The sequence below is a fragment of the Streptomyces sp. TAA486 genome, from assembly GCF_000426165.1.
Window position 1 is genome coordinate 1 of record NZ_AUEV01000014.1, and the last position, 12,088, is coordinate 12,088.

8 protein-coding genes and 1 pseudogene are annotated in these 12,088 nt (G+C 69.6%); 6 read left to right on the top strand and 3 right to left on the bottom strand.

From position 1 onward, the window contains the following. A pseudogene (gene rho / locus I004_RS34765) lies at positions 1–1,013 on the bottom strand (transcription termination factor Rho); the annotation flags it as partial. A 371-nt stretch (positions 1,014–1,384) separates the two neighbouring features. Here rho and I004_RS34770 point away from each other — a divergent pair. The 4 genes from I004_RS34770 (at position 1,385) to katG (ending at position 6,390) form a co-directional block, all read left to right on the top strand. Then, positions 1,385–2,908, top strand: coding sequence for an MFS transporter (locus I004_RS34770; protein WP_078511440.1), 1,524 nt, complete (start codon positions 1,385–1,387; stop codon positions 2,906–2,908). A 71-nt stretch (positions 2,909–2,979) separates the two neighbouring features. Next, positions 2,980–3,603, top strand: a complete 624-nt coding sequence (locus tag I004_RS0118860; protein WP_028436776.1) for a LysE family translocator — start codon at positions 2,980–2,982, stop codon at positions 3,601–3,603. 121 nt (positions 3,604–3,724) lie between these two features. Next, positions 3,725–4,129 carry a Fur family transcriptional regulator gene (locus I004_RS0118865; protein ID WP_486580141.1) on the top strand — a complete coding sequence of 135 codons (405 nt, stop codon included), beginning with the start codon at positions 3,725–3,727 and terminating at the stop codon, positions 4,127–4,129. Positions 4,130–4,158: 29 nt separating this feature from the next. Continuing rightward, on the top strand, positions 4,159–6,390 hold the full coding sequence (gene katG / locus I004_RS0118870; RefSeq protein ID WP_028436778.1) for a catalase/peroxidase HPI: 2,232 nt from the start codon (positions 4,159–4,161) through the stop codon (positions 6,388–6,390). Between the two features lie 90 nt (positions 6,391–6,480). On the opposite strand, the gene I004_RS34775 is transcribed toward katG, so the two are convergent. Beyond that, the gene (locus I004_RS34775) at positions 6,481–7,488 is read right to left on the bottom strand and encodes a GNAT family N-acetyltransferase (RefSeq protein ID WP_051345232.1); all 1,008 of its coding nucleotides are present in this window, start codon (positions 7,486–7,488) and stop codon (positions 6,481–6,483) included. Positions 7,489–7,856: 368 nt separating this feature from the next. On the opposite strand from I004_RS34775, the gene I004_RS0118885 reads away from it, so the two are divergent. Continuing rightward, positions 7,857–8,435, top strand: a complete 579-nt coding sequence (locus I004_RS0118885) for an FHA domain-containing protein (protein WP_028436780.1) — start codon at positions 7,857–7,859, stop codon at positions 8,433–8,435. Here the strand turns inward: I004_RS0118885 and glgX are convergent. Continuing rightward, entirely contained in the window at positions 8,383–10,590 is a 2,208-nt protein-coding gene (gene glgX, locus I004_RS34780; protein WP_051345187.1) for a glycogen debranching protein GlgX, read from the bottom strand. The two genes, I004_RS0118885 and glgX, sit on opposite strands and share 53 nt — an antisense overlap. Before the next feature lie 211 nt (positions 10,591–10,801). On the opposite strand from glgX, the gene I004_RS0118895 reads away from it, so the two are divergent. Next, entirely contained in the window at positions 10,802–12,064 is a 1,263-nt protein-coding gene (locus I004_RS0118895) for an SAV2148 family HEPN domain-containing protein (protein ID WP_028436781.1), read from the top strand. Positions 12,065–12,088: the final 24 nt, after the last annotated feature.

The window sequence follows — 12,088 nt, forward strand, 5'->3', positions numbered from 1 at the left end:
GCGGGGAAGATCCGCTTCTCCGAGAGCTTGCGGTCCAGCTTCAGCTCCATGTTGCCGGTGCCCTTGAACTCCTCGAAGATCACCTCATCCATGCGCGAGCCGGTCTCCACCAAAGCGGCGGCCAGAATCGTCAGCGACCCGCCGTCCTCGATGTTCCGCGCCGCACCGAAGAACTTCTTCGGCGGATACAGCGCCGTGGAATCCACACCACCGGACAGGATCCGCCCCGAAGCCGGAGCCGAGAGGTTGTAGGCACGGCCCAGACGCGTGATGTTGTCCAGCAGCACCACCACATCGTGACCCAGCTCCACCAGCCGCTTCGCACGCTCGATCGCCAGCTCCGCGATCGTGGTGTGATCCTCCGCGGGACGGTCGAAGGTCGAGGAGATCACCTCACCCTTCACCGACCGCTGCATGTCGGTGACCTCTTCCGGCCGCTCATCGACCAGCACCACCATCAGATGGCACTCCGGATTGTTCACCGTGATCGAGTTCGCGATCGACTGCAGCACCATCGTCTTGCCCGCCTTCGGCGGCGCCACGATCAACCCACGCTGCCCCTTGCCGATCGGCGAGACCAGATCGATGATCCGCGAGGTCAGCTGGTTCGGCTCGGTCTCCAGCCGCAGCCGCTCCTGCGGATACAGCGGCGTCAGCTTGTTGAACTCCGCCCGCGACCTGCCGTCGGGCGAGGCACCGTTGACCGAGTCCAAACGCACCAGGGCGTTGAACTTCTCCCGCCGCTCCCCCTCACGGGGCTGCCGCACCGCACCGGTGACGTGGTCACCCTTGCGCAGACCGTTCTTCCGCACCTGCGCCAGCGACACATACACATCGTTCGGCCCCGGCAGATAACCCGACGTCCGCACGAACGCATAGTTGTCGAGGATGTCCAGGACCCCGCCGACGGGGATCAGCACATCGTCCTCGGAGATCTGCGGCTCGGCATCCTCACGCCCACCACGGTGCCCGCGACGGTCCCTGTACCGGCCCCGACGACCACGCCGGCCCTCGCGTTTGGACTGACGGCCCTGATCGGTGCCGGGGTGCGCGGACGTTTCAGTGGTGTCGTTCACAGAGGGCCTTCCGGATGGGGGATTCGAACACACGTCCTCGCCTGCTGAAGCGGAGAGGACGGAGCCTCTGCCGTGCCCCGCGAGGCGGACCGGAGGTCCGGGCGGGCGGGGGAGACGGCCGCAGGCTCAGGACGGTGGACGAACCACACCGTCATGCGTGGACTTCCCACGCTGGCCGCCGGGAAACACCTCCGAGCCCGCCTGCTCGTCCCTCCCGCGGCCCGGGCGGAATAGCCGGGCGGAGTGCGGCGGTTCGCTTGTACGTTACAAACGATCCGAACAGCCGTCCGTCACGCAACGGAGTCCGCATGACCCATGCCCGCAGTGCCGCACCGTCCTCCTCCGCCGAACCGCATCAGCGGGGCTCAGGGACGGACGACGCCGGGGGCGGCACGAGCACCGGTCGTAGGGCGGCGGGCGCCGGCCCGCCCGGGGAGGGAACCCCGAGCGCGAGCAGGGGAGTTGTGGCGATCCTGGCCTTCGCCGGCATCTCGGTCGCCGTCATGCAGACGCTGCTCGTACCCGTCGTGGCCCGGCTGCCGGAGCTGCTGGGCACCACCTCGTCCGACGCGGCGTGGGTCGTCACGGCGACGCTGCTCTCCGGTGCCGTGGCCACACCCATCATGGGACGGCTCGGCGATCTGTACGGCAAGCGCCGGCTCATCCTCGCGAGTCTCGCCGCGATGGTGGCCGGTTCGCTGATGTGCGCGCTGACCTCGTCGCTCGTGCCGATGATCGCGGGACGTGCCGTGCAGGGGTTCGCGATGGGGGCCATCCCGCTGGGCATCAGCATCATGCGGGACGAACTGCCTCCGGCCAGGCTCGGTTCGGCCATGGCGTTCATGAGCTCGTCGCTCGGCGTCGGTGGTGCGCTCGCCATGCCCGTCGCCGCGTACATCGCCCAGAACGCGGACTGGCACGTGCTGTTCTTCGGGTCGGCAGGTCTCGGCGCCCTGGCCATGCTGATGGTGGTCACCGTCGTGCCGGAGTCCGCGCTGCGCACCGGAGGCCGCTTCGACGTCCCCGGAGCGCTGGGCCTGACCGCCGGGCTCGTCATGCTGCTGCTCGCGATATCCAAGGGCGGCGACTGGGGCTGGAGCAGCGGGATCACGCTGGGCCTCTTCGCCGCCGCGCCGGTGGTCCTCGTGCTGTGGGGCCTCATGGAACTGCGCGTGCGCGAGCCGCTGGTCGACCTGCGCAGCACGGCACGCCGCCAGGTGCTGCTGACCAACCTCGCCTCCATCACCGTCGGCCTCGCCTTCTACGCCGCGACGCTGGTGCTGCCGCAGATGCTTCAGCTGCCCCGCTCCACCGGCTACGGCCTCGGGCAGACGATGGTCGTGGCCGGGTTGTGCGTGGCGCCCATGGGTATCGCGATGATGCTCGTCTCTTCGCTCTCGGCGCGCATATCCGAGACCCGCGGCCCGAAGGTCTCGCTGATGGCCGGACTTGTGGTCCTCGCCGTCGCCTATCTGACCGGTACGGCACTGATGGGTGCCGTGTGGCAGGTCGTGCTGACCGCCGTCCTCATCGGCGTCGGGATCGGCATCGCCTACTCGGCCATGCCCGCCCTGATCATCGGCGCCGTCCCGCCGTCCGAGTCGGGGGCGGCGAACGGGCTGAACACACTGATGCGTTCGATCGGCACCTCCACCTCCAGCGCCGTCGTCGGCGTGGTGCTGGCACGCATGAGCGTCCCGCTGGGCGGCACCGCCGTGCCGAGTCAGGAAGGCTTCCGCGTCTCGTTCCTCATCGCGGCCGGAGCCGCGCTGACCGGGCTGCTCATCGCCTCGTTCCTGCCGGGGAAGCCCGGACACGACGTGCGCGGCTGACCCGGCGGACCTGCGGAGGTTTTGGGGAAATCCGTTCGCAAAGGAGCGGACGCGCGGCAAGGATGGGCCGCATGCTCATGACCCTGCTGTCCTTCTTGGGTGCTTGCACGCTGGTCGCCCTGTCGCCAGGTCCCAGCACCGTGCTGATCATCCGCAGTTCCCTGCGCAGTCGCCGTTCCGGCTTCATGACCGTGCTCGGGAACGAGACGGGGGTCTTCATCTGGGGCGTCGTCGCGGCGTTCGGGCTGACGGCGCTGCTGGCGGCGTCCGAACTGGCCTATGACGTACTGCGGTTCGGGGGAGCGGCCGTCCTGATCGTCTTCGGTGTGCAGGCGATCCGCGCGGCGAGGCGGGGCGGCAGCTTCGAGGTGGCCGCGAGTTCCGGCCCGACGCAGGAGAGCGGATGGCGCTCCTACCGCGCCGGGCTGCTGCTGAACCTCGCCAACCCGAAGGCGGCGGTCTTCGCCATGTCCTTCCTGCCGCAGTTCGTCCCCAAGGGCGCTCCGCAGCTGCCGCTGATGGTCACGCTGGCGGCGATCTGGGCGGTCTACGAAATCGGCTACTACGGCATGTACGTGTGGTTCGTCGGGCGGATGCGGCGGGTACTGTCCCGCGCGGGGGTACGGCGCAGGCTGGAACAGGTCTCGGGCGGCGTGCTGCTGGCCCTCGGCATCCGGCTTGCGGTGGAGGGCTAGCGGCGGGCTCCGTCCGGCGAATCTCTTTCGAACAAGCGGCCGAAGCGTGACAGCTTTCTTGATTGATTCCAGTTTTTGAGGCACGCTTCGGATCGTGCCTACCACCTCGGACGTCGAGCGCATGCTGCGCGGGGCCTCGCTGCGAGTCACGCGGCCCCGGGTGGCAGTGCTGCACGCTGTGCACGACCATCCGCACGCCGAGACCGAATCGATCACCGGTGTCGTCCGTGAGAATCTCGGTGGGGTCTCCCACCAGGCCGTCTACGACGTGCTGCGTGCGCTGACGGCCGCAGGTCTGGTGCGACGCATCCAACCGCCGGGCTCCTTGGCGCGCTACGAGGCGCGGGTCGGGGACAACCACCACCATCTGGTGTGCCGGTCGTGCGGCGTCGTCGCCGACGTCGACTGTGCCACCGGTGAGGCTCCCTGCCTGTCCGCGTCCGACGACCACGGCTTTGTGATCGACGAGGCCGAGGTCATCTATTGGGGCTTGTGCCCCGGCTGTTCCGCCGTACCAAGCTCCTGATCATCCCTGATCCATGTGGAAGGAATTCCGTGTCTGAGAACCACGAAGCAGTCGTCGACCAGGCGAACACGGAGAGCGCAGGTGGCTGCCCGGTCGCGCACGGCCGTGCCCCCCACCCGACCCAGGGCGGCGGGAACCGCGGCTGGTGGCCCAACCGCCTCAACCTGAAGGTCCTCGCCAAGAACCCCGCCGAGGCCAACCCCATGGGCAAGGACTTCGACTACGCCGAAGCCTTCAAGTCCCTGGACCTCGCGGCCGTGAAGCGGGACATCACGGAGGTGCTCACGGACTCGAAGGACTGGTGGCCGGCCGACTTCGGCCACTACGGGCCGTTCATGATCCGCATGGCGTGGCACAGCGCGGGCACCTACCGCATCAGCGACGGCCGCGGCGGCGCCGGAGCAGGCCAGCAGCGCTTCGCGCCCCTCAACAGCTGGCCGGACAACGGCAACCTCGACAAGGCCCGCCGCCTGCTGTGGCCCGTGAAGAAGAAGTACGGCCAGAAGCTGTCCTGGGCCGACCTGATGGTCCTCACGGGCAACGTCGCGCTGGAGAACATGGGCTTCGAGACCTTCGGCTTCGCCGGTGGCCGCGAGGACGTGTGGGAGCCCGAGGAGGACGTCTACTGGGGCCCCGAGAACACCTGGCTCGGCGACGAGCGCTACAGCGGTGACCGGGAGCTCGAAAACCCCCTCGGCGCCGTCCAGATGGGCCTCATCTACGTCAACCCGGAGGGCCCCAACGGCAACCCTGACCCGATCGCCGCCGCCCGCGACATCCGCGAGACGTTCCGCCGCATGGCGATGAACGACGAGGAGACCGTCGCGCTGATCGCCGGTGGCCACACCTTCGGCAAGACCCACGGAGCGGCTCCCGACTCCCACCTGGGCCCTGAGCCCGAGGCCGCCCCGCTGGAGCTGCAGGGTCTCGGCTGGAAGGGCAACCACGGGACCGGCAGCGGCGGTGACGCGATCACCAGTGGCCTCGAGGGCATCTGGACGAACACCCCGATCACGTGGGACAACAGCTTCTTCGAGATCCTCTTCGGCTACGAGTGGGAGCTGACGCAGAGCCCTGCCGGGGCGAACCAGTGGCAGCCGAAGGACGGCGCCGGAGCCGGTACCGTCCCCGACGCCCACGACTCGTCGAAGAGCCACGCCCCGACGATGCTCACGACGGACCTCTCGCTGCGCATGGACCCGGTCTACGAGCCGATCTCGCGCCGCTTCCTCGAGAACCCCGCCGAGTTCGCCGACGCCTTCGCACGGGCCTGGTTCAAGCTGACCCACCGCGACATGGGGCCGATCGACCGCTACCTCGGCCCCGAGGTTCCGAGCGAGACGCTGATCTGGCAGGACCCCGTCCCGGCCGTGGACCACGAACTCGTCGGTGCCGATGACATCGCCGACCTCAAGAGCCGGGTCCGCGACTCGGGGCTGACGGTGTCCCAGCTGGTCTCCACCGCTTGGGCGTCGGCCGCGTCGTTCCGCGGCAGTGACAAGCGCGGAGGTGCCAACGGTGCGCGAATCCGTCTGGAGCCGCAGAACCGCTGGGAGGTCAACAACCCCGACCAGCTGGCGGCGGTCCTGGGCAAGCTGGAGGGCATCCAGGAGACCTTCAACTCCGCCCAGAGCACGAACAAGAGGGTCTCGCTGGCCGACCTGATCGTCCTCGCCGGCTGCGTGGGCGTCGAGGAGGGGGCCCGGAAGGCCGGCCACCAGATCGAGGTCCCCTTCACGCCGGGACGCACGGACGCGACGTCCGAGCAGACCGACGTGGACTCCTTCGAGGCACTGGAGCCGACCGCGGACGGGTTCCGCAACTACCTCGGGAAGGGCAACCGGCTTCCGGCCGAGTACCTGCTGCTCGACCGGGCGAACCTGCTCACGCTGAGCGCGCCCGAGATGACGGCGCTCGTCGGGGGTCTCCGGGTCCTGGACGCGAACTACGACAACTCGTCGCTCGGCGTGCTCACGGACAACCCGGGGTCGCTGACCAACGACTTCTTCTCGAACCTGCTCGACATGGGTACGAAGTGGGAGCCCGCGACCGAGGCCGCCGAGACCTTCGAGGGCCGCGACACCGCCACGGGCAAGGTCAGGTGGACCGGCAGCCGCGTCGACCTCCTCTTCGGTTCGAACTCCGAACTGCGTGCGGTCGCGGAGGTCTACGCGTGCGACGACGCCGAGGAGAAGCTCGTGCGTGACTTCGTCGCGGCGTGGGACAAGGTCATGAACCTCGACCGGTTCGACCTCGCCTGAGTGCGCCGTCCGGGCCGCCAACGCCGGCCCGGACAACCTGGGCCGGGTGTCCGGGCTCCCGCAACAGGAGCCCGGGCACCCGGCCCGTCTCTATGCGTCCTCCGGGGTGGCGTCGTCAGGGCCGTGCGCCGGCGTCATGCAGTAGCGGTGCTGGATGACGCGATAGCCCGCCTTCGCGAACGCGGCCGCCATCGGCGCGTTGCCCAGATCCGTGGATGCGGCGATCTTCCGTGCGCCCTCGTCGACGAGTAGCCGTGTGCAGTCGGCGAGCAGGTCGTAGGCGTAGCCGTTGCCGCGCTGCTGCGGCACCACGGCGATGAACCCGACGGCGTGGCCGCTCGGGATGAGGCCCGGCACGTGCAGACCGGCCAGCTCCCCGTCCGGCGTGTATGCCAGGCGCCACCATTCGCGCCCCCCGTAGGAGGTCATCCACTGCAGGTGTTCCAGATCCTCGCGGGCGGCCCGTTCGACGCCGGCGTCAGCGGTGTCCTCTGCGGCGAGGGCGTGCCGTGCGTGCGCGTCGAGGGTGCCGTGCTGGATCCGGCGCAGTACGTCGAGGATCACCTCGTCGTCCGGCTCGGGACGGAACCGGAGTCGGCCGGGCTGCTCGGGCAGACCCTCCCCCTCGGCCTCGTGGTCCGGGCCGTACCCAGTGGCCGTCCAGTCGTAGCGGAAGCGTTCGACGAGCGGGGCCCAGCCCGCAGCCGTCGCAGCGCCGATACGCGCCTCTGCCGCGGCCCTCACGGAGGCGTCGTCCCGCCAGCCCGGCGGCAGTACGAGTTCGAATTCGACCTTCGGTGAGAGGGCGCGCAGCAGCCGCACAGCCGCCTTGTCCTCGCCCGGCTCGAAGTCGAACCAGTCGAGGAGCAGCGGCTGTTGGACGTCGCGTCCCTCGCCCCAGCAGGCTGCGCGTGCGACGACGCGCCCCGCCCGCTCGGCGACCCACGTCCATTCGGGGCGGTACTCGCCGCCCTCGCCGAGGGTGCTGTACGGACGGCCGAGAAGAGCCCGGCCCACCAGGCCGGGGTCGTGCAGGGAAGTGAAGACGTCACGCGCCTCGGACTCACCGAGAGTGCGGACGACGAGTTCTCCGGTCATGCCGGTCATGGTCAAGTGGTCCTTCCGAAAAGAGCGTTGCGCTCCCCGGGCGGACTACCTGTCCTGGTGCCGCTGCTCGGACGACGCCCTGGAGACGAGTGGGGGGCACCACCCGGGCCGCATGACCCAGGGGGAGGAGCGCGTGGAGGTGAAGGTGCGCATCGGTTCTCGCCTCCTCTCCTCGGTCCTGGGCGTACCCCCGGCCGGAGCCTGGGGGAGGGCTGCAACGTAGCGCGGGTGGGACCGCACGTCCACGGAGTTTCTCGCGCCATGCTCCGGGACGAAGTGCCGGGCGCGGATGTATTGGTTCGGCTACTGCACAAGGCCGGGCCTGGACAGCGGGTTTGGGTGTACTGAGAATGCAGTACATGACATCTCTTGAGTTCGGTGCCCACCCGCCGCGGCTTTCCGACGCGGACCGGGAGCGTGCTCTCGAGGCGCTGCGTGAGGGGGCGGCGGACGGACGCATCTCGCACAACACCTTCGAACGGCGCATGGATGTCATCCTCAAGGCACAGTGGCAGGGCGAGTTGCACGAGGTGCTTCACGATCTGCCGACGCGGCGGCCGCGCAAGCGGTGGTTCGCGGAAGGGATCACCAGGCTTCTGTCCTTCCACCGTGCGCTCCGGCACGCGTGGCAGTCCGAACGCCTGCCGCAGCTGCTGCTTCCGGCGCCCGGATCGCACGCGTACTCCATAGGCCGCGCACCCGGTTCGATGCTGCGGCTCAACCACTTCAGCGTCTCCCGCACCCACGCGCAGCTGCGCGCGACCGGTGACGGCTGGAAGCTGCGCGATCTCGGATCGAGCAACGGCACGTGGGTCAACGGCAGCAGGGTCACGGGCTCGGTCAGGGTGCGTCCCGGCGACGTGGTGAGGTTCGGGCAGATCGGCTTCAAACTCGCCCCCGCGCAACCGCCCTCCCTGGAACTGCCGCCGCGGTCCTGACGCACCGCAGCACCACGAGGCTGCGGTCCGTCAGCGTGATCCGGTCGCCCGTCCCGGCCTTACGGGGCTCCTGTGCCGACGGCGGCAATTCGTCGGCGGTGTCCAGGACGAGCTGCCACTGGCCCCCGGAGCCGTCGGACCACCCTTCGGGCCCGTCCGGGACGGTGAAGTCCACAGGCGTGTTCCGCGAGTTGAAGAGCAGCAGGAACGAGTCGTCGGTGACGGGCTCGCCGCGGATGCCGGGCTCGGAGATGGCGTCGCCGTTGAGCAGCACCGTCAGCGAGTGGGCGTCCTCCTCGTCCCAGTTCCGTTGACTCATGGCCTCGCCCTGCGGGGTGAACCAGGCGATGTCCGCGGCCCGTCGGGGCTCCTCGCCGGTGCTCCCGTCCGCGGGCCCCCGGAAGAAGCGCCGCCGCCGGAAGACGGGGTGTTCGCGGCGCAGGGCGGCCATCTCCGCGATGAACGCGCTCAGTTCGCCCTCCGGACGGAGTTCGCGCCCTTCGGCATCGCCGTCCGGCCAGTGCACCCACGTCAGTTCGCCGTCGTGGCAGTAGGCGTTGTTGTTACCGTGCTGCGTGCGTGCGAACTCGTCGCCGTGAGAGATCATCGGCACGCCCTGCGAAAGCATCAGCGTCGCGACAAAGTTGCGCATCTGCCGCCGCCGCAGCCGCAGCACGTCCGGGTCGTCCGTGGCTCCCTCGGTGCCGCAGTTCCATGACCGGTTGTGGCTCTCGCCGTCCCGGTTGCCCTCGCCGTTGGCCTCGTTGTACTTGCCGTCGTAGCTGACGAGGTCGTGCAGGGTGAAACCGTCGTGGCACGTCACGAAGTTGATGGAGGCCAGCGGACGTCTGCCCTCCCGGTAGAGGTCGGAGGATCCCGTCAGCCGGCAGGCGAACTCCGCGAGAGTGCCCGGCTCGCCGCGCCACAGGTCCCGCACGGTGTCCCGGTAGCGGCCGTTCCACTCCGTCCACAGCGGAGGGAAGTTGCCGACCTGGTAGCCGCCTTCACCGACGTCCCACGGCTCGGCGATCAGCTTGACGCGGCTGACGACCGGGTCCTGCTGCACCAGGTCGAAGAAGGACGAGAGCCGGTCCACCTCGTGGAACTGACGGGCCAGCGTGGCGGCCAGGTCGAAGCGGAAGCCGTCCACGTGCATCTCGGTCACCCAGTAGCGCAGCGAGTCCATGATGAGCTGCAGTACGTGAGGGCTGCGCATCAACAGTGAATTACCCGTGCCCGTCGTGTCCATGTAGTAGCGCGGATCCTCCGTCAGGCGGTAGTACGAGGGGTTGTCGAGCCCCCGGAAGGAGAGCGTGGGACCGAGGTGATCGCCTTCCGCGGTGTGGTTGTAGACGACGTCGAGGACGACCTCGATTCCCGCGGCGTGCAGGGCGCGGACCGCCTGCTTGAACTCCAGCACCTGCTGGCCGCGGTCGCCCCACGAGGCATAGGAGTTGTGCGGGGCGAAGAAGCCGACGGTGTTGTAACCCCAGTAGTTCGCCATCCCCACGTCGGCCAGCCTGTTGTCGGTGACGGACTGGTGCACCGGCATCAACTCCAGTGCGGTGACGCCGAGTTGCGTCAGATGGTCGATGACGGCCGGGTGCGCCAGTGCCGCGTACGTGCCGCGCAGTTCGGGCGGCAGGCCGGGGTGCAGCATCGTGAGGCCCTTCACGTGCGCCTCGTAGATGACGGTGCGGTCGTATCCGGTGCGCGGCGGTCGGTCGTCTCCCCAGTCGAAGTAGGGGTTCACCACCACCGACGCCATGGTGTGCGGTGCGGAGTCGAGGTCGTTGCGGCGGTGCGGGGCGCCGAAGCGGTAGCCGTAGACCGCCTCGTCCCAGTCGACGCTGCCGCTCATCGCCTTGGCGTACGGGTCGAGCAGCAGCTTCGCGCTGTTGCAGCGCAGCCCGCGATCCGGGTCGTACGGGCCCTCCACGCGGAATCCGTAGCGCTGACCCGGCATCACACCCGGCAGGTAGGCGTGCCGCACGTAGCCGTCGGACTCGCGCAGCTCCACCGCCGTCTCCCGGCCCTCGTCGTCGAGGAGGCACAGCTGGATGCGGCGGGCCGCCTCGGAGAAGACCGCGAAGTTGGTTCCGGCGCCGTCGTAGGTTGCACCGAGGGGGTACGCCTGTCCCGGCCACACCTGCATGCGATGCTCTCCTTCCGCCGCTGCCGTCCGGCTGCTGCCGCCGCACCGGGGCATCCTTGCCCAGGTGAGGCGAAAGGGACGGTGCGTCGGGCTGCAATCCCTCGTACGGACGTACGGGCGGGGCAAGTTGATGGGGGTTCAGGGTGCGGCCCTTCCAGGGCCGCAGTAGTCTTCCTTGATCGCTCAACAGGGTCAGGAAGGCGGTGCGCGGGTGGGTGCGGGAGGGCTTGAGCTCCCCCCAGGTGAAGGCGGCGACGACGGTGACGGGGAGGCCGCCGGCGTACCGGCCGGTGCGGTGTCACTGGCGCGTCCCATGGAGATCGGCGCGGACCTCGACTGGGACGCCGACGCGTGGGCCGAGGTCCGCACCCGGGCCCGGCGTGCAGGGCGCGCGTACATCTGGCTGAATCTCGTCGAGCAGCGGCTGCGGGCCGTCGTGTCGGCCGTGCTGCGGCCCATCTACGAGCCAGTGCACGGCGACGAGTGGGTCATCGCCGCGGCCGGCCCGGCCGGGCAGGAGTGGGTCCAACGGGCCGTCGCCGTACGGGAGGTGAGCCGCCGCAAGGGCTATCTGCTCGACCCGGCCGACGACAACGTTCTCTGCTTCCTGACGCTGCCGCAGCTGCGCGAGCTGATGGTGCAGCACTGGCCTTGCTTCGAGCCGTACTTCGACGACCGCCGCGAGGTCGAACTCGCCCTGGACGAACTGGAGGTGGCGCGCAGCGCCGTCGCCCGCAACCGCGCGCTCTCCGAGACCGTGCTCGCGCAGGCGGAGCGCATGTGCGCCCGGCTGCTGGAACTGCTGGGCGCCTCCGGGGACGACGCTCCCTCCGCGCACCGGCTGCCCGTCGACGCGGTGGAGGATCTCGTCGGTGACCGCTTCGCGGACGTGGTGGGCGTCCACTCCGACCGTGTCCGCCTCCAGCGGCGGCTGCCCGCCGAGGACCTCTTCGGCGGCGCCCGGCGGCTGGACGCCATGGGCATAGGTCTCAATCTCCTGGTGCAGAACTACTCGGGCCGCCGCCTGGTCCGTCTGGCCGCCTCCGGGTGCCGGCTGCGGCTGCTCTTCCTCAACCCGGCCAGCAGCGCCGTACGCCGCAGGGAGCGCGAACTGGCCATAAAGAAGGGCGAGTTGAGCCGCACTGTGGAGATGAACATCCTCCATATGCGCCGCGTGCGGGCGCGGCTGCGCGACACCGGCGCCTTCGAGATCCATGTCTTCGACGAGACGCCGCGCTTCTCCGCGTACATGGTCGACGGTGACGGCGCGGACGGCCTGGCCGTCGTGCAGCCGTATCTGCGCCGGGTCCGCGGCATGGAGGCCCCCGTGCTGGTTCTGCGCGGCGGGGGAAGGGATCTCGTGCAGCGGCGCGGGGAGCACGACAAGCCGCAGGACGAGGGCGTGCACGGGCTGTTCCAGACCTACCGTGAGGAGTTCGAGTCCGCGTGGACGGACTCGCGTCCGGTGTCGTGAAAAGCGGTGCCGCCCACCGCCGAG